At 70.1% G+C, this 19,029-nt stretch carries 18 protein-coding genes; 11 read left to right on the forward strand and 7 right to left on the reverse strand.

Annotated elements, in window-relative coordinates:
- The first annotated feature begins 2 nt into the window (after positions 1–2).
- From QO011_RS05125 to QO011_RS05135, 3 genes are all read left to right on the forward strand, one after another.
- Positions 3–1,085, forward strand: coding sequence for an ABC transporter ATP-binding protein (locus QO011_RS05125; protein ID WP_307268533.1), 1,083 nt, complete (start codon positions 3–5; stop codon positions 1,083–1,085).
- Positions 1,086–1,244: 159 nt separating this feature from the next.
- Positions 1,245–2,621, forward strand: coding sequence for an aminotransferase (locus QO011_RS05130; RefSeq protein ID WP_307268537.1), 1,377 nt, complete (start codon positions 1,245–1,247; stop codon positions 2,619–2,621).
- Positions 2,622–3,406: 785 nt separating this feature from the next.
- Complete coding sequence (locus QO011_RS05135; protein ID WP_307268540.1) at positions 3,407–4,090, forward strand: DUF3313 domain-containing protein; 684 nt, start codon at positions 3,407–3,409, stop codon at positions 4,088–4,090.
- Positions 4,091–4,116: 26 nt separating this feature from the next.
- Here the strand turns inward: QO011_RS05135 and QO011_RS05140 are convergent, their stop codons facing one another.
- Entirely contained in the window at positions 4,117–4,869 is a 753-nt protein-coding gene (locus QO011_RS05140; RefSeq protein WP_307268542.1) for a TetR/AcrR family transcriptional regulator, read from the reverse strand.
- 453 nt (positions 4,870–5,322) lie between these two features.
- Here QO011_RS05140 and QO011_RS05145 point away from each other — a divergent pair, with 453 nt between their 5' ends.
- Positions 5,323–5,880: a DUF2147 domain-containing protein gene (locus QO011_RS05145; RefSeq protein ID WP_307268544.1), complete on the forward strand. Its 558-nt coding sequence runs from the start codon at positions 5,323–5,325 to the stop codon at positions 5,878–5,880.
- 47 nt (positions 5,881–5,927) lie between these two features.
- On the opposite strand, the gene QO011_RS05150 is transcribed toward QO011_RS05145, so the two are convergent.
- Entirely contained in the window at positions 5,928–6,836 is a 909-nt protein-coding gene (locus QO011_RS05150; RefSeq protein WP_307268547.1) for a LysR family transcriptional regulator, read from the reverse strand.
- A 104-nt stretch (positions 6,837–6,940) separates the two neighbouring features.
- Between QO011_RS05150 and QO011_RS05155 the strand changes: the two genes are divergently transcribed.
- The 4 genes from QO011_RS05155 (at position 6,941) to QO011_RS05170 (ending at position 11,393) form a co-directional block, all read left to right on the forward strand.
- On the forward strand, positions 6,941–8,155 hold the full coding sequence (locus QO011_RS05155) for an MFS transporter (protein WP_307268550.1): 1,215 nt from the start codon (positions 6,941–6,943) through the stop codon (positions 8,153–8,155).
- Between the two features lie 306 nt (positions 8,156–8,461).
- The gene (locus QO011_RS05160; protein WP_307268552.1) at positions 8,462–10,372 is read left to right on the forward strand and encodes a TadE/TadG family type IV pilus assembly protein; all 1,911 of its coding nucleotides are present in this window, start codon (positions 8,462–8,464) and stop codon (positions 10,370–10,372) included.
- Positions 10,369–10,950, forward strand: a complete 582-nt coding sequence (locus tag QO011_RS05165; protein ID WP_307268554.1) for a TadE/TadG family type IV pilus assembly protein — start codon at positions 10,369–10,371, stop codon at positions 10,948–10,950. Before QO011_RS05160 ends, QO011_RS05165 begins: the two co-directional genes overlap by 4 nt.
- Positions 10,950–11,393: a TadE/TadG family type IV pilus assembly protein gene (locus tag QO011_RS05170; protein ID WP_307268555.1), complete on the forward strand. Its 444-nt coding sequence runs from the start codon at positions 10,950–10,952 to the stop codon at positions 11,391–11,393. The genes QO011_RS05165 and QO011_RS05170 overlap by 1 nt, the downstream gene beginning before the upstream one ends.
- Positions 11,394–11,438: 45 nt before the next feature.
- Here QO011_RS05170 and QO011_RS05175 read toward each other — a convergent pair whose 3' ends face one another.
- The gene (locus QO011_RS05175; protein WP_307268557.1) at positions 11,439–12,065 is read right to left on the reverse strand and encodes a pyridoxamine 5'-phosphate oxidase family protein; all 627 of its coding nucleotides are present in this window, start codon (positions 12,063–12,065) and stop codon (positions 11,439–11,441) included.
- A gap of 7 nt (positions 12,066–12,072) precedes the next feature.
- Complete coding sequence (locus QO011_RS05180; RefSeq protein WP_307268558.1) at positions 12,073–12,537, reverse strand: nuclear transport factor 2 family protein; 465 nt, start codon at positions 12,535–12,537, stop codon at positions 12,073–12,075.
- Positions 12,538–12,645: 108 nt separating this feature from the next.
- Here QO011_RS05180 and QO011_RS05185 point away from each other — a divergent pair, with 108 nt between their 5' ends.
- Positions 12,646–13,560, forward strand: a complete 915-nt coding sequence (locus QO011_RS05185) for a LysR family transcriptional regulator (protein WP_307268560.1) — start codon at positions 12,646–12,648, stop codon at positions 13,558–13,560.
- A 105-nt stretch (positions 13,561–13,665) separates the two neighbouring features.
- Positions 13,666–14,700: an aldo/keto reductase gene (locus QO011_RS05190; RefSeq protein WP_307268561.1), complete on the forward strand. Its 1,035-nt coding sequence runs from the start codon at positions 13,666–13,668 to the stop codon at positions 14,698–14,700.
- A 22-nt stretch (positions 14,701–14,722) separates the two neighbouring features.
- Here the strand turns inward: QO011_RS05190 and choV are convergent, their stop codons facing one another.
- The 3 genes from choV to QO011_RS05205 form a co-directional block, all read right to left on the reverse strand.
- Positions 14,723–15,916, reverse strand: coding sequence for a choline ABC transporter ATP-binding protein (gene choV / locus QO011_RS05195; protein WP_307268563.1), 1,194 nt, complete (start codon positions 15,914–15,916; stop codon positions 14,723–14,725).
- A gap of 11 nt (positions 15,917–15,927) precedes the next feature.
- Entirely contained in the window at positions 15,928–16,773 is an 846-nt protein-coding gene (choW, locus tag QO011_RS05200) for a choline ABC transporter permease subunit (protein ID WP_307268565.1), read from the reverse strand.
- A 70-nt stretch (positions 16,774–16,843) separates the two neighbouring features.
- Complete coding sequence (locus QO011_RS05205; protein WP_307268567.1) at positions 16,844–17,791, reverse strand: choline ABC transporter substrate-binding protein; 948 nt, start codon at positions 17,789–17,791, stop codon at positions 16,844–16,846.
- Positions 17,792–18,162: 371 nt separating this feature from the next.
- Here QO011_RS05205 and QO011_RS05210 point away from each other — a divergent pair, with 371 nt between their 5' ends.
- On the forward strand, positions 18,163–19,029 hold the full coding sequence (locus tag QO011_RS05210) for an amidohydrolase family protein (RefSeq protein ID WP_307268568.1): 867 nt from the start codon (positions 18,163–18,165) through the stop codon (positions 19,027–19,029).

The raw sequence follows: 19,029 nt of genomic DNA on the forward strand, positions 1-19,029 counted from the left end.
GCGTGCGCGAGACCGAAAGCCCGGCGATCGAGTTGCGCGGGGTGTCCAAATCCTTCGGCACCGTCCAGGTCTGCCGCGACGTCGCGCTGACCATCGCGCCGGGCGAGTTCGTCACCCTGCTCGGCGCCTCCGGCTGCGGCAAGACCACGACCCTCAACATGGTCGCCGGCCTGGAGGACTGCAGCGAGGGCGACATCCTGATGGCCGGGCGGCGGGTCAACGACCTCTCCCCGGTCGAGCGCGACGTCGCCATGGTGTTCCAGAACTACGCGCTCTACCCGCATATGAGCGTGGCCGAGAATATCGGCTTCACCCTGCGCATGCGCGGCATGGGACGCGAGCAGATCCGCAGCCGGGTGGCCGCGGTCGCCGCCGCGCTGGAGCTCACCGCCGTGCTCGACCGCCTGCCGGCGCAGCTCTCCGGCGGCCAGCAGCAGCGCGTCGCCATCGGCCGCGCCCTGGTGCGCGAGCCCCGCGTCTTCCTGTTCGACGAGCCGTTCTCCAATCTCGACGCGGCCCTGCGGGTGAAGATGCGGGCCGAGGTCAAGCAGCTGCACCAGCGCCTCGGCGTCACCTCGCTGTTCGTCACCCACGACCAGGAGGAAGCAATGTCGATCTCCGACCGTATCGCCGTGATGCATCGCGGCCGGGTCGAGCAGGTCGGCACGCCGGAGGAGATCTATGCCCGTCCGGCCACCCGCTACGTCGCCGGCTTCATCGGCAGTCCGCAGATCGAGCTGATGGCCGGCCTGGTCGAGGCCGGTGCCGGCGGCCCGGCGATCCGCCTCGGCGCCGCGAGCCTGCCGCTGCCGCGCCGTGAGGACGCGCGCTTCCCGCCCGGACGCAGGGTCGAGGTCGGCGTTCGCCCCGAGCATGTCCGCCTCGGCCCCGACGGCCTCCCGGCCACGGTGCGGCTGGTCCAGCCGGTCGGCCCGGCCACCCATGTCGTGGCGGACTGGGACGGCGGCACCCTCACCGCGACGCTGCCCGGCTTCGCCCGGCTGCAGCCCGGCAGCACCATCCATGCCGCGATTGCGCCTGACGACCTCCTCGTCTTCGACCAGGAAACCGGCCTGCGCCTCTAGTGTCGTGCTTCCGAGGCTCGGTTCCTGACCATTGTGTCGGAAGCACAAGACAAAGCATTGAACCAGCTAGGGTTCCGGGCTGACGGTCCGGTTCGGACGGTCAGAATCGGAACACTAGCGCGGCCCCTCCCCCAAGGACCGAACGAAAAGGTGAATCCCATGAGCTCCGCCCTGGCCAATTCCGTGGAGAAGCGCGACATCGCCTTCCACATCCATTCCCAGACCAACCCGCAGCTCCTGGAGGAGCGCGGCCCGCTGGTGGTGACGCGCGGCGAGGGCGCGCGCATCCACGACAATGCCGGCAAGACCTATATCGACGCCATGGCGGGCCTGTGGTGCGCCTCGCTCGGCTTCGCCAACCAGCGGCTCGCGGCCGCGGCGGCGCGGCAATATGGCGAGCTCGGCTACTACCACACCTTCTTCCAGCGCACGACCGACAGCGTCGCCACCCTGGCGGAGACGCTGGTCGACCTCACCGGCATGACCGGCGGCAAGGCCTATTTCGCCACCTCCGGCTCCGAGGCCAACGAGACCATGGTCAAGCTCGCCTGGGTCTACCACGCCGTGCGCGGCAAGCCGACCAAGCGCAAGGTGATCGCCCGCGACCGGGCCTTCCACGGCTCGACCATCGCCGCGGCGTCGATGTGCGGCCTGCCCTTCATGCATCGCGAGTTCGGCCTGCCGCTTCCCGGCTTCCTGCACACGCTCTGCCCCGATCCCTATCGCGGCATGCGGGCGGGCGAGGACGAGGCCGCCTTCGTCGAGCGCCTCGCCGCCGAGCTCGAGGCGCTGATCCTGCGCGAGGGGCCGGATTCGATCGCCGCCTTCATCGCCGAGCCGATCCATGCCGGCGGCGGCATCATCGTGCCGCCACAGGGCTATTTCGCCCGCATCCAGGCGGTGCTGAAGAAATACGACATCCTCCTGCTCGACGACGAGATCGTCTGCGGCTTCGGCCGCACCGGCAACTGGTTCGGCAAGGAGACGGTCGGCGCGGAGCCGGACATGATGGCGCTCGCCAAGGGGCTGTCCTCCTCCTATTTCCCGATCTCCGCCGTGGTGGTGGCGCCGGCGATCTACGAGGCGCTGCGCGAGGTCAACAAGGGCGGTGGCAGCTTCGGCCACGGCTTCACCAATTCCGGCCACCCCGTCGGCGTCGCCGTGGCGCTCGAGGCGATCGCCATCTACCGCGAGATGGACGTGGTGGCCCATGTCCGCACCATGGGCGCGCGGCTGCGCCGCCACTTCGAGGCGATCGCCGCCGGCTCGCCGATCGTCGGCGAGGTGCGCGGCGCCGGGCTGATGCTCGGCATCGAGCTGGTCGCCGACAAGGCGACGCGCGTGCCCTTCGATCCCCGGCTCCAGGCCGGGCCGCAGTTCGACCGCATCGCCTATGACAACGGCCTCATTGCCCGCTGCATGGGCGACGTGCTCGGCTTCTCCCCGCCGCTGATCGTCGACGAAAAGGATGTCGACGCCATCGCCGAACGCTGCGCCACGAGCCTGCGACAGCTGGAGCGCCAGCTGGCGGCCTGAGCGCCGTCCCACGTGCACCGGGACGGGACAGCCCCCGGTGCACGCCTCGGGATACCGCGCCGCCGACGGCCGCGTCGCGCGGCCTGCCGGCGCCGGGAACCGGCCGCGCCGAGCGGCCCTCCACGAGGCGCTCCCATGCGCCCGCTCTCCGCCAACCACCGTGTGACGCGCGTCCGCATCCCTGCCCCCAGGCCGGGCCGAAACTCGGCCGGGCGGCGTCCGCTCGCGCCAACGGCTTTACCTCTCGACCGGAGCGGGAACGGACCGGCGACGAATCGCTGTCGCGGCCACGTTCTCCGACCGTTCGCCCCGTCGCGCTGCCCGCGATGCCGCGATGTCGCCCGCGATGCCGGGCTTCGCCGGAGGCCGCTGCACGCCGCCGCCGGTTAACCGCGATCCCGATACGGAACGCCGGAACCGCCTCGTGTTGTACTTCCGAGGCTTGGCTCCTGACCATTGTGTCGGACGCACAACACAAAGCATCGGAGCATGAGCGACGAGCGGCCCGGCCGCCCGCGGCGGACGCGTGGCTGCGGGCTTGCCATGTTGCGTCGCGTCATATAATAGTACGGTATCGTTTGATTATCGCAGGAGCATGATGGCCCGGACAGCTCGGGATACCGAGGCGGGCCTTCCGCGCTCGAGGTTCCGACGCCGGACGGTGCCGGCCTCTCCCTCCGATCGATCTTGCCTCCCCGCCGCCGCGGGTGTCGCGCCGCAGAGATGCGACGGACCGGCGGCGCGGGCCTCCGCCGTCGCACGTCCCACAGATCCAGGAGATCGAAATGCCCCTCCACGCTCATGCCGGCCCACTCGCCGTGCTGGCCCTTTCCACGGCCCTGGCCGGCTGCTCCAGCGTGACGCCGGTGCGCTATTCCGCCATCGCTTCGTCCACCTATCTGGCGCCGAACCCGTCCGACCCGAGCGGCCGTGTCCCCTACCGCTACGCCACCACGGTGGATTGGCGTCCCTACGACAAGGTCATCATCGATCCCGTCGCCATCTACCGGGGACCGGACCAGCAGTTCGGCAGCCTGTCCGAGGCGGACAAGACGTCTCTCGCCCGCACCATGCAGGCGCGGTTCGAGCAGAAGCTGCGCAGCCGCTTCGCGCTGGTCAGCCGGGCGGGGCCGAACACCCTGCGGATCCGGCTGACGCTGACGGGCGCGGTCGCCAACACGCCTGTCATCGGCACCCTGTCCCGCTTCGACATCGGCGGCGCGATCTATAACGGCGTGCAGACCGCCCGCGACGGCGAAGGCGCGATGACCGGCTCGGTCGTCTACGCCGTGGAAATCTTCGACGCCCCGAAGCTGCAATTGCTCGGCGCCTTCGTCAGCAAGCAATATCCCAGCCCCTACGACGTCAAGGCCAGCATGGGCCGGCTCGCAGCGGCGGAAGCCGGCATCGACAAGGGTGCCGATGCGCTGCTCGCGCAGCTGCAGATGACGGCGTCGCGGACGCAATAGCGGCGCGGGCGACCCGCCGGAGCGGTTCAAGCGCGCGGCGCCGGCCCTCGGCAACCGTCCAGGAACAGGGCGACGGCGCGGGCGACCCGCTCGCGCAGCGCCTCGTCCGGCTCCGGCGTCCGGCCGCTGAGCACGACGTCCCGGGCCGGGCCGTCGACGACCCCGTAGATGAACTGCTCTGCCAGGAAATCGGCATCGGCCGGCCGAAGCTGCCCGTCGCGAATGGCATTGGCGAAGATGCCCGCCACCAGCCCTCGCACCCGATCGGTATTTTCCTTGTGGACGAACATGTGCAGCGGGAACTGATGCGCTTCGGCCAGAATAAGCCGGGTGAAGGCGATGGCCACCGGCGAGAGCGCCCGCTTCGAAAGCTCCACCCCGATACGGATCAGGATCGCTTCGATCGGACCGGCCCGCTTCGAGTCGACGACGACCGGCAGCAGCAGATCGTCCACCCTCTTGCGGATCACCGCCGCGAACAGGGCCTCCTTCGAGGGAAAGCGGGCATAGAAGGTCTGCTTGGAGACCCGGGCCGTCGCCGCGATCAGGTCGATGCTGGTCGCAGCGAAGCCGGACTCCATGAACAGCGCGGTCGCCACCTCGATGATGTGCTCGGTGAGCTGCCCGGCTCGTTCCTTGGTCGGCCGCCCGCTGCGTCGTCCTTCCCGCTCCTCGGACCGCGGCTTGGCGGCATCCATCTCTGCGTCCTCTCCCGGCACTCGACAAGCGCTCCGCGGCATCCGGTCGGCCCGGCATACAGGCTGGCCGCGCCGCATCATAGGGCGGACGTGGTACGATCGTCCCAGGCAGGTTCCCCCGAACCTGCTTGCATCAGGCAGTCTGAGCAGCCTTGATTTTGCATGGAACCGCAAAATCAAGTCGCGGCCACGAGAAGCTGCTTGGGCATGGAGGGAGCGGCGGGAGGGCGCCGGCTTTCACCTCTCGGCCGGAGCGGGAACGGACCGGCGACGAATCGCTGCCGTGGCGATGTTCGCGGCCCGTTCGAGCCGCACGCCGCACGCGGTGGACGCCGCGCCGGGGAACGCCACCCCGCCGACGGCCCCGCCGCCGTGTCCCGGGATTAACGGCCGTCCCGATCCGGAACGGCGGCAGCCCTCCGCCGGCGGGACCGGCGACGGGACGAAAGGACAGGGTTCCGAGGGCACGATGGAGCGGACGGGCCACCCTGAGCGTTGGAAGCGTGCACCATCCCCGGCACAGGAGAACGGCACATGCATGAGATGAGCGCGGTCTCTCGGATCATCACGCGCGCCGCGGCGGCCGCCCTCCTGGCCGCCGGACCCGGGCTTGCCGCCCAGTCCCCCGCCGACCCCGGCGGCATCTGGCGCACCGAGGACAACCGCGCCCGCATCCGGATCGAGCCCTGCGGGAGCAGGCCGGGACAGGTCTGCGGCTATCTCGTCTGGATGGAGGATGGCCTCGATCCCAAGGGACGGCCGCTCAGGGACCTGCGCAACCCCGATCCCGCCAGGCGATCCCAGGCCCTGCTGGGCGAGCAGCTCCTCGCCGGCGCGGTCCGACCGTCCGATGGGCGCATCGCCGGCCGGATCTATGACGCGGAAAGCGGCAAGTCCTATGACGTGACGCTCTGGCGCGATGCGGACAGCCTGAAGGTCGAGGGTTGCGTGCTGGCCATCTTCTGCGCCACCCAGACCTGGAGCCGGGTCAAGGATGCCCTGCCCGGGCAGCTCGTCGGTGCGACGGGCGCCGCGAACGGCCCCCGGCCCGAGCAGGTCCGGGCCAGGCCGCCGGTGCCGGGACAGAAATAGCCGCGGCGGCGAGCTGCGAGGCCTCGGCATGGAGACGAGGCCGGCCGTCAGGCGGGAAGCAGAGCCTCGGCCCGCAGGCTCTCCAGCAGGGTCTCGCGGAACAAGGCGATCGGGCGGGCGAGGCGGCCCGCCGGCGGCCGGTGCAGCAGCCAGGAGCGCAGGCTCGGCCGGAAATCCGGAGCGTCGATCACCTCCACCGCCGTCCGCCAGGGGCTGCCGGCGAAGGCCGCCGGGGTCACGACGCCGATGCCGAGCCCACGCGCCACCAGCGACATCCTGAGATCGGCGCTCAGCGCCTCGACGCCGACCACGAAGGGCAGGCGCGACGCCTCGAAACTATGGCGTATGAAGGCGCGGAAGCCGCAGCCGCTTTCGTTCATCACCCAGGGAAAGCGCGAGAGCGCCTCGAAGCTGGCCGGCCGCGGCACGCCGAGAGCCGGAGCGGCGACGAGCAGCACGGCCTGGGTGCCGAGATCCTCGGCGGTGAGCTCCTCCGGCGGGCTCACGCCATCCGGCAGGCAGACCGCCGCTGCGTCGAGCTCGCTGCCCACCACCCGTTCCAGCAGCCGCTGCGACCAGCCCGAGGCGATGCGCAGGGTCAATCGCGGGAAAGCGGCGCGCAGACGGTCGAGTGGCAAGGCCAGCGCCGCATCCGAGAGATAGGGCATGATGCCGAGCCGGAATTCGCCACGGGCACCGGCGTCAGCGCCCACGCCGGCCTTGAGGTCCTCCAGCGAGCGCAGCACCCGCCGGCCGTGCTCGTAGGCTTCCCGCCCGGCCGCGGTCGGCCGCAGCGGCTTCGACTGGCGGTCGAGCAGCGCTGCCTCCAGGCCCTGCTCCAGGTTCTGGATCCGCCGGGTCACCCCGGGCTGGGTCAGGTTCAGCCGGGCCGAGGCCGCGACGATCGACCCGGTCTCCACCACCGCCACGAAAGCCTCGAGGTCACGGATGTTCATGCGCAACTCGCATAATCAATATAGGATCAATTGAATTGTATCATGTTGCTGGCTTTGAATAAAGTTTCCACCCGACATGCCCAATTCTCATGCGAGTGGAACCGATGTCCGCCAGCGACGACCTTGCCGCCGCCTCCCGATCCGACACGATCACCGGTCCGCTCACCCTGCTCTTCGCGGTGGCCACCGGCGTGATCGTCACCAATCTGTTCGCGCCGCAGACCCTGGTCGGGATGATCGGACCGGCGCTCGGGCTCCAGGCGACCGCCAGCGGCCTCGTCGCCACCGCCACCCTGCTCGGCTATGCCGCCGGCCTGTTCCTGCTGGTGCCGCTCGCCGACCTCGCGGAGAACCGGGCCCTGGTGCTGCGCATGCTCGCCGCCGCCGCGATCGCCGCCGGCGCCGCGGCCTTCGCGCCCGATGCGGCGACCTTGCTGGTGCTGCTCTTCGCGCTGGGCGCAGCCTGCTCCGCCATCCAGATCCTGGTGCCGGTCGCCGCCGCCATGGCCCCGCCGGAGCGGCGCGGCCGGGTGATCGGCGACGTCATGAGCGGCCTGATGGTCGGCATCCTGTTGTCGCGACCGCTGGCCAGCCTGCTCGCCGACGCCTGGGGCTGGCGCGCCTTCTACGGCACGAGCGCCTTTGCCCTGGCCGTGCTGGTCGCCGTGCTCGCCCGCGGCCTGCCGCACCGCCGGCCGCCGGCGGGCCCCGCCTATCCCGCGCTGGTCGCCTCGCTCTGGCACCTCCTGCGCGGCGAGCCGACGCTGCGGCGCCGGGCCCTGACCGCCAGTCTCGCCATGGCCGCCTTCAGCCTGTTCTGGACCTCGGTCGCCCTGCGCCTGGCGCAGCCGCCCTTCGACCTCGGCCAGCGCGGCATCGCCCTGTTCGCCCTGGTGGGGGCCGGCGGCGCCGTGGTGACGCCGCTGTTCGGCCGGGCCGGAGATCGCGGCTGGACCCGTCCTGCCACCCGGGCCGCGCATCTCTTGATCATCGCCGCCCTGGCGCTGGCCGCCTGGGCCGGCGCCGGGCGCGAGGGCCCGGTCCTGCATCTCATCCTGATGGGCACCAGCGCCGTGCTGCTCGATGTCGGCGTCACCGGCGACCAGACGCTCGGGCGCCGCGCCGTGAACCTGCTCCGGCCCGAGGCGCGCGGCCGCCTCAACGGCCTGTTCGTCGGCCTGTTCTTCCTCGGGGGCGCCATCGGCTCCGCCCTTGCGGGCCTCGCCTGGAGCGCAGGCGGCTGGCCGGCCGTCTGCCTGACCGGCATGGCGATCGGCGTCGCCGCCCTCGCAGCCGACCTGACGGAGGACATGACATGAGGCCGCCAGGCCTTGACATCGGAGGCAGAAAATATAGGTAACATTCAGTCAACCAGCGTGACGCGCGTCATACGCGAAACAAGTGTCCGACTGATCCACGGCCCTCTGCAGTTGCAGATTCCTCCAGATCTTGCGATCTACTGTCTTGCAAGGTACATCTGTTAACTCACTGGCAATCTGTTCCGTACTTTATCCGATCAATGGCAGCGACTCCCGTTGCTTTCGGACCGTCGCTGAAAGCAGCATGGCGAGGGTCGCTCCGTTGGTCCTTGGATGGTCGGTTCACCAGTTGCTCTCCTCGCACGCATGACGGCTCTGTGGCGCTCCCTCGGGCGCGACCGGAGCGGAAGCGTCGTCATCCTCTTCGCCATCGCCCTGCCGCTGATCTGCGGGATCGCCGCGCTCGTCGTGGAATATGGCAATGGCCTGGCGATCAAGGCCCGGTACCAGCGCGTCGCCGACATCGCCTCCTTCGCCGGGGCACTCGCCTATAACGGCACGGGCTCGACCACGGCGATGACCAGCGCTGCTCTCCGGATCGCTGCCCTGAACGGCGTCGCCTCCAGCGGCGTCACCGCGAGCCTCGTCGCCTCTCCGGCCAACGCCAGCGACAAGGCGGTCCTCGTCTCCGTGGCCGGGACGGATCCGCTCTTCCTGGCGCCGCTCCTGGGCGCCGCTTCGAGCCTCCAGATTTCCGCCTCGGCCTACACCCAGCTCAACGCCGGCGTCGCGAGCTGCATCCTCGCCCTCTCCTCGTCCCAGAGCGGCGTGACGCTGAGCGGCGGCACCTCCGTGACCGCGACCAGCTGCGCGGTCGCGTCCAACAGCACGGTCACCGTCCCGTGCGGAACCACGATCACGGCCAAGACCGTCAGCTACAATTCCGCCGCTGCGCCGAGCCAGCCCTGCAGCGGCATCTCCGCCTCGATCGTCCAGGCGGCGAGCACGGATCCCGTCGCCGGGACCACGGGACTGACCACGGCCACGGCACGGCTGGCGACCGTCGCGGCGCAGACCGCCCCCACCGCCCCCGTGGTCGGCAGCGGCACCGCTGTCAGCTTCGGCTATTCCGCCTCCTCGATGTCGATCGGCAACGGCTGCACCGCGACGACGGCCACCGCCTATAGCGGCAAATGGACCGTCACCTGCCCGGCCGGCGGCACCTACACCTTCGGTGCGATCACCACCGCCGCCAGCCTCACCTTCGCCACCAGCGGCACGGCGGCGACCACCTACAATTTCAGCGGCACCGTGACGCTGTCCGGCACCAACACCTTCGGGCCGGGCATCTACAACTTCGCCAAGGGCCTGATCACGACCGGCGGCAGCAGCACGACCTTCGCCGCCGGCAGCACCTTCACGATCGGGCAGGGCTCGTCCTATTGCAGCAACGGCTATTACAGCATCTGCAACACCAGCACCCTGACCTTCGCCGGGCCGAGCACCTTCCTCCTCGCCGCCGGCATCCAGAACACCGGCGGCTCCACCCTCAACCTCGGCTACGGCTCGGGCATCACCGCCAACGGCTTCCGGATCGGCCCCTCGACCAGCGGCGACGCGATCAACCTCGGCGGCGGCTCGACGACCTATATGGGCGACGCGACCGCCAGCGGCAGCCTGTTCCAGCTCAACGGCAACCTCAACGACGCCGGCGGCGGCAGCTGCCTGATCATCTCGGCTGCGAGCCAGCACGATATCGAAGGCAATTTCATCGCGTCCGGCGCCGTGGTGATGGGCGCGGGCGTCTACACCATCGACGGCTACATGGCGCTCGGCAGCGCCGGCGGCGGCGGCGCGAGCTGCGGCGGCTCGACGGTGAGCGTCACCGGACAGGGCGTCACCACGGTGCTGTCGGGCAAGGCGACGCCGACCTCCGGCTCCTGCTCGGGCCTGGTCTTCTGCGTGGCGGCCGGCTACAGCAACGTCCTCATGACGGCGCCCACGTCCGGCACCTATGCCAACCTCGCCGTCATCGGCCCGACATCGACCGCCGTGACCGCCGGCGCCGGCTTCATCCAGGGCGGCAGCAACGGCCAGATCACCGGCGTCTTCTACTTTCCCAACGGGCCGCTGACGATGAGCGGCGGCGCCGGCGTCTCCGGCGGCTCGTCCTGCCTGCAGCTCATCGCATCCAATATCACCTTGTCCGGCGGCGCCGTGCTGGGCTCGGCCTGCATCACCGCGACCACCTCTAGCAGCGCCACGCTCGTCCAATGAAGATCCGCCCCCGACCGACCTCCCGCCACCCCGGCCTCGCCGCCCTGTGCCACGCCGGCATACGCCGCGCAGACGGCGCCTCCGCGATCGAATTCGCGCTGGTGGCGCCGATCTTCCTGCTCATCCTGGTGGCGATGATCGATTTCGGGATGGTCCTGTACACCCGCTTCAACCTCAGCCAGGGCCTGTCGGCCAGCGCCAACTACGCCATGGTCAGCGCGGCGAATGCCAGCTCGAGCAATGGCGCGGCGCTGGCCGCCAGCCTGTCGGCGATCATCCCCGCACGGTTCGACGCGACCGTCGTCGTCAACAACGGACCCCAGTCGCAACGAACGAGCGGGACGACGGTCGCGTCGGGAACCGTGAGCAATGCCGATCTGTGCTACTGCCCCGTGCTGAGCGGCACATCCCTGGCTTGGGGAAGCGCGACGACCTGCGCCTCGAGCTGCAGCGGCGGCGGCCTCGCCGGCAAGTTCGTCTCGATCACCGGCAGCATTGCCGTCACCCCCTTCTTCGGCAGCTACGGCCTGGTGCAGAACGGCACGATCTCGGTCAGCACCGTGGTGCAGGTGCAGTGATGCGCCGCCCGGCCCGCGCCCTTCGCGATCATACCGGCGGCGCGAGCGCCGTCGAGTTCGCCATCGTCGCCGCGCCGCTGCTGCTCATCCTGCTCGGCACCGTGGAGTTCGGACGCCTGCTCTGGACGCGGCAGGCCATGCAGTCCCTGGCGATCTCGGCCGCCCGCTGCATGGGCGTGCGCCAGACCTCCTGCTCCAGCGCGGGCGCCTACAGCGCCACTGCCACCACCAGCTATGTCATTGCCGGCGCCGCCGGCCTCGGCGTGCCGCTCGCTTCGACCAACATCACGCTGAACGCCAGCACGACCTGCGGCGGCGTATCCGGGTTCTCCTCCGTCGCCATCTCGTACACGTTCGCGACGGCCGTGCCGGTGCTGATCAACGCCCTCGCCGGCGGTGTCGCCCTGTCCGCCTCGGCATGCTTCCCGAACCAGCCCACCTGAGCGGATTGCCCGGACCCGCCTGCGGGCCGAGCTGGGAAAGCGCGCTCAGGACGCCTCGGAGAGGCGCCGTTCCGCCGCGGCGAGCGCCGCCTCGAGCGCGGCGATGCGCCGATCGCGTGCCGCCAGCGCGGCGGCGACGTCCGCAGCCTCGAAGCGCTGCGGGATGTGCTGCTGGCAATTGGCGTCCCAGGCCGTGACGGTGAACAGGATCGCCTGCTCCGGCCGCGCCGCATAGTCCGGCGGCATCAGCCGCGCCGTCAGCGCCGGATCCTCGACGACCGCGGCCTCGCCCCAGATCTTCACCCGCTGCCGATGCGCATAGTCGATCAGGAACAGGCAGGCCCGCGGATTCTCCCCGAGATTGCCCGTCGTGATGTATTGCCGGTTGCCGGCATAGTCTGCAAAGCCGATGCTGCGGTCGTCGAGCACCCGGAGGAAGCCCGGCGGCCCGCCGCGGTGCTGGATCGTCGGCTGGCCCTCGGCGCTGGCCGTGGCGATGAACACGCTGATCTGCGACGCGATGAAGCCGGCGAGCTCGGGCGTGATCCGGGTCTGCCAGGAGCCGCGCGCCTCCATGCGCGCGTAGGCCTCCCGCGAGCCACGCCGTGCCTGCACCGCCTTGACCGCCGGCGAGAAGGCGACGTCGCTGGCAGGAGCCTGGCTGCTGCTCATCGCCGCCTCACAGGCCGAGATCGCTGAGCGAGGGATGATCGTCGGGCCGGCGGCCGAGCGGCCAACGGTACTTGCGATCGCTCTCGCGGATCGGCGCATCGTTGATGCTGGCAATGCGCCGGCGCATCAGCCCGTGCTCGTCGAACTCCCAGTTCTCGTTGCCGTAGCTGCGGAACCACTGGCCGCTGTCGTCGTGCCACTCATAGGCGAAACGCACGGCGATGCGGTTGCCGCCCGACGTCCACACCTCCTTGATCAGGCGATAGTCGAGCTCGCGGTTCCATTTGCGCGTCAGGAACGCCTCGATCGCCTCCCGCCCCTGCAGGAACTCGGCCCGGTTGCGCCACAGGCTGTCCGGCGTATAGGCGAGAGCCACCCGGGCCGGGTCGCGCGTGTTCCAGGCGTCCTCGGCAAGGCGTGCCTTCGCGGCCGCGGTCTCGGCGGTGAAGGGCGGGAGGGGTGGACGGCTCATGGCTGGATCCTGCCGGGCTGGGATGCAATGCGGTGGCACCTAAGCACTTCTCTCATCGCTCGACAGATGGAATGATTGAGATCCACCCTCCCGAAAGATGGAAGGCTCATGGATCGGCTCGACGCCATGACGGTGCTGGTCGCAGCGGTGGAGGCGGGCAGCCTCTCGGCCGCCGGCCGGCGCCTGAGCATGCCGCTCGCCACGGTCAGCCGCAGGATTGCCGAGCTCGAGGCCCATCTCGGCGCCCGCCTGCTGGTCCGCTCCGGCCGCCGTCTCTCCCTCACCGAGGCCGGCCGCGCCTATGTCGCCGCCTGCCGGCGCATCCTGGAGGATATCGGCGAGGCCGAGCGCAGTGCCGCCGGCGAATACAGCACCCCGCGCGGCGAGCTGGTGCTGACCGCGCCGATCGTCTTCGGCCGCCTGCACGTGCTGCCGGTGGTCTGCGCCTTCCTGGCGGCCTATCCCGATATCCAGGTCCGGCTGATGCTGGCCGACCGCATGGTCCATCTCGCCGACGAGCAGGTCGATGTCGCGGTGCGCATCGGCCGGCTCGCCGACAGCCGCCTCGTCGCCGCGCAGGTCGGCGCCATCCGGCGCGTCGTCTGCGCCGCCCCGGCCTATCTCGCCGCGCGTGGCACCCCGGCGATCCCCGATGAGCTCGCCGGCCATGACTGCATCGCCTTCGAAGGACTGACCGTGCCCGGCGCCTGGCGCTTTGCCGACGCCCACGGCGAGATGGCGGTGCCGATCCGGGCACGGCTTGTCGTCAACACCGCCGAAGCGGCGATCGACGCCGCCGTCGCCGGCCTCGGCGTCACCCGCGTCCTCTCCTACCAGGTCGCCGGCGCCGTGCAGGAGGGCAGGCTCGCCCTGCTTCTCCAGCCGTTCGAGCCGGCGCCCTGGCCCGTCAGCCTGGTCCATGCCGGCCAGGGCCGTCTGCCGCTCAAGCTGCGGGCCTTCCTCGACTTCGCGGCGCCGCGCCTCAGGGAGCGCCTGGCCCGGGAAGGACCGCCTTTGACCTGAAGTCACAGCTGCAAGTCCGTCGGCAGGACTAATGCGCGCACGGTGCCGGCGCCATCTGCCGGCAGCGGCCGCATCGGGCGGCGCGCCTCATCAAGGGGATCCGGCATGGAATACAGACAACTCGGCCGCTCGGGCCTGAAAGTTCCGGCGCTCAGCTTCGGCGCCGGCACCTTCGGCGGCCAGGGCCCGCTGTTCAGCGCCTGGGGCGACACCGGCGTCGCCGAGGCCCGCCGCATCGTCGACATCAGCCTGGAGGCCGGCGTCACGCTGTTCGACACCGCCGACGTCTATTCCAACGGCGCCTCCGAGGAGATCCTCGGACAGGCGCTGGAGGGCCGGCGCGAACGGGCGCTGATCTCCACCAAGCTCGGCCTGCCCGTCGGCGAGGGCCCGCTGGACGCCGGTTCCTCGCGGCTGCGCCTCGTGCGCGGCGTCGAGGCGGCGCTGAAGCGCCTGCGCACCGACCGCATCGACCTCCTGCAGCTGCACGCCTTCGACGCCGCCACGCCGGTGGAGGAGACGCTCGCCGCGCTGCACGACCTCGTCGCCGCCGGCAAGGTGCTGTATGTCGGCGCCTCCAATTTCTCCGGCTGGCAGCTGATGAAGTCCCTGGCCGCCGCCGACCGGCACGGCTGGCCGCGCTATGTCGCCCACCAGGCCTATTATTCCCTGGTCGGCCGCGACTACGAATGGGAGCTGATGCCGCTCGGCCTCGACCAGGGCGTCGGCGCCATGGTCTGGAGCCCGCTCGGCTGGGGCCGCCTCACCGGCAGGATCCGGCGGGGCCAGCCGCTGCCGAAAATCAGCCGCCTGCACGAGACCGCCGATTACGGTCCGCCGGTCGACGACGAGCGCCTCTACCGCGTGGTCGACGCCCTGGACGAGGTTGCCGCAGAGACCGGCCGCAGCCTGCCGCAGATCGCCATCAACTGGCTGCTGCGCCGCCCGACCGTGTCGAGCGTCATCATCGGCGCCCGCAACGAGGAGCAGCTGCGCCAGAACCTCGGCGCCGTCGGTTGGTCGCTGACACCGGAGCAGGTCGCCCGGCTCGACGCGGCCAGCGCCGTGACGCCGGCCTATCCGCACTATCCCTATTGGCGCGAGGGCGGCTTCAAGGCGGTGAACCCGCCGCCCGTCTGACGGCGGCCGGCCTCGGTCCGGCTCAGGCCGCCGCGGCCGGGCCGCGCTGCAGCAGGGCGCGGTAGATCTCGTTGTCGCCGCACAGGCCGGCCATGCGGCCGAGCTGGTCGACCAGCACCACCGGGTTGCCGGTCGCCCGCCGCAGCTCGATCGCCGCGCGCATGCGCAGGTCGACCGGCGCGACGATCACGTCCGCCGGTCCCTCCGGCGCGAGGCCCGTCTCGCCGTCCGCCACCGCCAGGCGCCCGGCGGCGCCGTCGAGCGTCACCGCGACCGGCTTGCCCAGCCCGTCGAGCCGGAGGCGCACCCGCCCGGCGCCGTCGAGCAGCACCTCGCCGTCGACGTGCTGCAGGGACTCCGACGGCGTCATCAGGGAATGGCCGCGCAGCACGTTGAGCGGGTTCATGTGCTTGACGAACTCGGCGACGTAGTCGTCGGCCGGGCGCAGCAGGATGTCCTCGGCCGTGCCGCACTGGACGATGCGTCCGCCCTCCAGGATGGCGATGCGGTTGCCGATCTTCAGCGCCTCGTCGAGATCGTGGCTGACGAAGATGATGGTCTTCTTCAGCTCCGACTGCAGCCCCAGGAGCTCGTCCTGCAGCTTGTCGCGGATCAGCGGGTCGAGCGCTGAGAACGGCTCGTCCATCAGGAGGATGTCGGCGTCGGTGGCGAAGGCGCGGGCGAGGCCAACGCGCTGCTGCATGCCGCCGGACAATTCATGGCCGAACTTGCCGGCCCATTTGGTCAGGCCGACCAGCGCCAGCTTCTCGTCGACCACGCGGGCGATCTCGGCCGGCGCCATGCCGCGCAGCTCCAGCCCGAAGCCGACATTCTCGCGCACCGTGCGCCAGGGCAGCAGCGCGAACTGCTGGAACACCATGGCGATGCGCTTCATGCGCAGCATGCGCAGCTCCGCCGCGCTGCAGCTGGCGACGTCGATGCTTCGGCCCTCGTGCTCGACCAGCACCTGGCCGCGCGCCGCCTTGTTGAGGCCGTTGACGGCCCGCAGGATCGTCGACTTGCCCGAGCCGGACAGGCCCATCAGCACGCAGATCTCGCCCTTGTCGACGGCGAGGTTGATGCCGGCGGCCCCGAGCACGCAGCCCGTTGCCGCCAGGATCTCGTCGCGGGTCCGGCCCTGGTCGATCAGCGGCAGGGCTTGCGCCTGCTTCTGGCCGAAGACGATGTCGAGGTTGCGGAATTCGACGGCGGCCATGGCGGACTCCTTCAGGACTTGGAGCGTCGTTCCGGGCTCTTGCACACCCGGTCGAGCACGATCGCCAGGAGCACGATGGACAGGCCCGCCTCGAAGCCCATCGGCACGTTCATGCTGCCGAGCGCCCGCACGATCGGCGTGCCGAGCCCGGTGGCGCCGACCAGGGCGGCGATCACCACCATGGACAGGCACAGCATGATGCACTGGGTGACGCCGGCCATGATGGTGGGCAGGGCGTGCGGGATCTCCACCTTCCACAAGAGCTGCCAGCGCGTGGCGCCGAAGGATTCGCCCGCCTCCTTCAGCGGCGCCGGCACCGAGGTGATGCCGAGCTGGGTGAGGCGGATCGGCGCCGGGATGGCGAAGATCACCGTCGAGATCAGGCCCGGCGCCGCACCGAGGCCGAACAGCACCACGGTCGGGATGAGATAGACGAAGGTCGGCAGCGTCTGCATCAGGTCGAGCACCGGACGCAGCGCCGCGTAGAGCCAGGGCCGGTGCGCGGCGGCGATGCCGATCGGCACGCCTATGAGGACGCTGGCGAGCGCCGACCAGCCGACCAGCGAGATGGTCTGCACCGTCGCTTCCCAATAGCCGAGATTGATGATCAGCAGGAAGGCGGCGAGGATGAAGACCGTGAGCTTGACCGAGCGGTGCAGCCAATAGGCCAGGCCCGCGATCAGCACCACCAGCAGCACGGGCGGCACGAACAGCAGGATGCGCGTAAGCCCGTCCACCAGGAAGCCGATTGCATCCTTGATCGCGTCGAACAGCCTGGAATGAGCCTGCAGCGCGTCGATGAGTTGCTTCATCGTCCGGCCGAGCGGGATCTTGTAGGTGGTGATCCAGTCTTCCACGTCGCGTCCCCTGCTGCGTTGCGCCAGTGGCGGGCGGGCGCTGGCGCGCCCGCCCGCCGGGATCAGGCGATCAGAGGCCGAGGCTCTTCTTCACTGCCTCGGCGCCGGGCTGGCCGTCGAAGGTGGTGACGCCGGCGAGCCAGGTGTCGATCTGGCCGGGGTTGGCCTTGAGCCATTCCTCGGCGGCCTTGGGCGCTTCCTCGCTGTCGGTGAGGATCTTGTTCATCACGACGTTTTCGATGTCGACGGTGAACTTCATGTTGGCGACGAGCTTGCCGGCATTGGGGCAGTCCGTGGCAAAGCCCGCGCGGGTGTTGGTGTAGACCACGGCGCCGCCGAAGTTGGGGCCGAAGACATCGTCGCCGCCGGAGAGATACTGGATCTTGTAGTTGACGTTCATGGGATGCGGCGCCCAGCCCAGGAACACCACGTCCTCGTTGCGCTGGGTGGCGCGCTGCACCTGCGCCAGCATGCCCTGCTCGCTCGATTCCACCAGCTCGAAGCCCTTCAGGTCGAACTTGTTGTCGGAGATCATGCCGAGGATCAGGCGGTTGCCGTCATTGCCCGGCTCGATGCCGTAGATCTTGCCGGCGAGGCTGTCCTTGAACTTGGCCACGTCGGCAAAGGACTTCAGGCCCTTGTCGTAGGTGTATTGCGGCACGGCCAGCGTGTACTTGGCGCCTTCCGGCAGGTTGGCGCCGACCTCGACCACCGACTTGTCCGCGATATAGGCCTTGCGGTCGTTCTCCATGGTCGGCATCCAGTTGCCGAGGAAGACGTCGATATCCTTGGTCTTCATCGAGGCATAGGTGACCGGCACCGAGAGGACGTCGATCTTCGGCGTGTAGCCCAGGCCCTGCAGCAGGCGCGTCGTGATCGCCGTGGTGGCGGTGATGTCGGTCCAGCCGACATCGGAGAACTTGACGGTCTTGCAGCTGTCGGGATCGCCGGCGGCGGCGGAGCCGGCGGCCAGCGTGGCGGCCACCATGGCGGCGGCGAAACTCTTCCAGATCGTCATCGTCATTCTCCCGGCTTTGCGGCGCGCTCGGCCTGTCGCGGCCGGAGCAACGCGCATTGGATCATAGGTTCCCTTGCGAGGCTGGCAAGAAAACGTCCCCCGCGGTCTTGGCCGCGCTCCCAGCACGAATTATCGCCGCTCTTCATTGATTGAACATGCAATCAATGATCAGGGCAAGAGGCGTGGCAGGACAGTGGATGTCGTTGTTTTGACAGCGGCGCCCCGATCGGCCGTTCCGGCGCCGGACGCGCGCCGCCGGCTTCCCCTGGCCCTGCCGGCCGGGTTAGAACCGGTGCGCCGGACGCCCGTCCCAAAGGGTCGGCACGGCCAACGAGCAACGGCCGCCGGCCGGCGCCTTCGGGGGAACGAGCATGCCGAATTTTCCGATCATCGACGCCCATGTCCATCTCTACGACGTCGAGCGCCTCAGCTATGGCTGGCTCGCCGGCGTCCCCGCGATCAACCGCACCCATCTCCTGCCGGATTTCGACGCCGCGCGCGGCCCGGTCGCGGTGGAGGGCCTCGTCTTCGCCGAGGTGGCGGTCGACCCCGGCCTGCACCTTGCGGAAGCGGCCTTCGTCCAGGGGCTCGCCGACGCCGATCCGCGCCTGATCGGCATGGTCGCCCATGCCCCGGTCGAGAAGGGCGCGGCGGTGGAAGAGGACATCCTCGCCCTGAAGGCGAACCGGAGCCTCTGCGGCATCCGCCGGCTGATCCAGTCGGAGGCCGACCCGTCCTTCTGCCTGGCGCCCGGCTTCCTGGAAGGCCTTTCCGTGCTCGCCCGCCACGGCCTGCCCTTCGACATCTGCATCAAGCATTGGGCCATGGCCTATGCCCTGGAGCTGGCGCGCCGCTGCCCCGACGTGCAGTTCGTGCTCGACCATATCGGCAAGCCGGACATCCGCTACGGCCTGCGCGAGCCTTGGTGGCGTGAGATACGCGAGCTCGCCCGCTGCCCCAACGTGGTGGTCAAGCTTTCCGGCGTCGTCACCGAGGCGGACCACGCCCGCTGGACGCCGGAGGACGTCAAGCCCTATGTCGCCCATGTCGTCGACTGCTTCGGCTTCGAGCGCCTGATGTTCGGCAGCGACTGGAGCGTCTCCGCCCTCACCCACCCCTACCCCGCCTGGGTGGCGATCGTCGACGAGGTGATCCGCGGCGCCGGCGAAGCCGAGCAGCGCAGCCTCTACCGCGACACCGCGCTGCGGACCTATCGCCTGACGGCGCCGGGCGCCTGA

It is taken from the genome of Labrys wisconsinensis (assembly GCF_030814995.1).
Taxonomy (GTDB): domain Bacteria; phylum Pseudomonadota; class Alphaproteobacteria; order Rhizobiales; family Labraceae; genus Labrys; species Labrys wisconsinensis.

Coding starts and splice junctions, on each gene's coding strand:
- QO011_RS05130 (WP_307268537.1), top strand. CDS start 1,245: ATGAGCTCCGCCCTGGCCAATTCCGTGGAGAAGCGCGACATCGCCTTC.
- QO011_RS05135 (WP_307268540.1), top strand. CDS start 3,407: ATGCCCCTCCACGCTCATGCCGGCCCACTCGCCGTGCTGGCCCTTTCC.
- QO011_RS05140 (WP_307268542.1), bottom strand. CDS start 4,869: ATGATGCGGCGCGGCCAGCCTGTATGCCGGGCCGACCGGATGCCGCGG.
- QO011_RS05145 (WP_307268544.1), top strand. CDS start 5,323: ATGCATGAGATGAGCGCGGTCTCTCGGATCATCACGCGCGCCGCGGCG.
- QO011_RS05150 (WP_307268547.1), bottom strand. CDS start 6,836: ATGAACATCCGTGACCTCGAGGCTTTCGTGGCGGTGGTGGAGACCGGG.
- QO011_RS05155 (WP_307268550.1), top strand. CDS start 6,941: ATGTCCGCCAGCGACGACCTTGCCGCCGCCTCCCGATCCGACACGATC.
- QO011_RS05160 (WP_307268552.1), top strand. CDS start 8,462: ATGACGGCTCTGTGGCGCTCCCTCGGGCGCGACCGGAGCGGAAGCGTC.
- QO011_RS05165 (WP_307268554.1), top strand. CDS start 10,369: ATGAAGATCCGCCCCCGACCGACCTCCCGCCACCCCGGCCTCGCCGCC.
- QO011_RS05170 (WP_307268555.1), top strand. CDS start 10,950: ATGCGCCGCCCGGCCCGCGCCCTTCGCGATCATACCGGCGGCGCGAGC.
- QO011_RS05175 (WP_307268557.1), bottom strand. CDS start 12,065: ATGAGCAGCAGCCAGGCTCCTGCCAGCGACGTCGCCTTCTCGCCGGCG.
- QO011_RS05180 (WP_307268558.1), bottom strand. CDS start 12,537: ATGAGCCGTCCACCCCTCCCGCCCTTCACCGCCGAGACCGCGGCCGCG.
- QO011_RS05185 (WP_307268560.1), top strand. CDS start 12,646: ATGGATCGGCTCGACGCCATGACGGTGCTGGTCGCAGCGGTGGAGGCG.
- QO011_RS05190 (WP_307268561.1), top strand. CDS start 13,666: ATGGAATACAGACAACTCGGCCGCTCGGGCCTGAAAGTTCCGGCGCTC.
- choV (WP_307268563.1), bottom strand. CDS start 15,916: ATGGCCGCCGTCGAATTCCGCAACCTCGACATCGTCTTCGGCCAGAAG.
- QO011_RS05205 (WP_307268567.1), bottom strand. CDS start 17,791: ATGACGATCTGGAAGAGTTTCGCCGCCGCCATGGTGGCCGCCACGCTG.
- QO011_RS05210 (WP_307268568.1), top strand. CDS start 18,163: ATGCCGAATTTTCCGATCATCGACGCCCATGTCCATCTCTACGACGTC.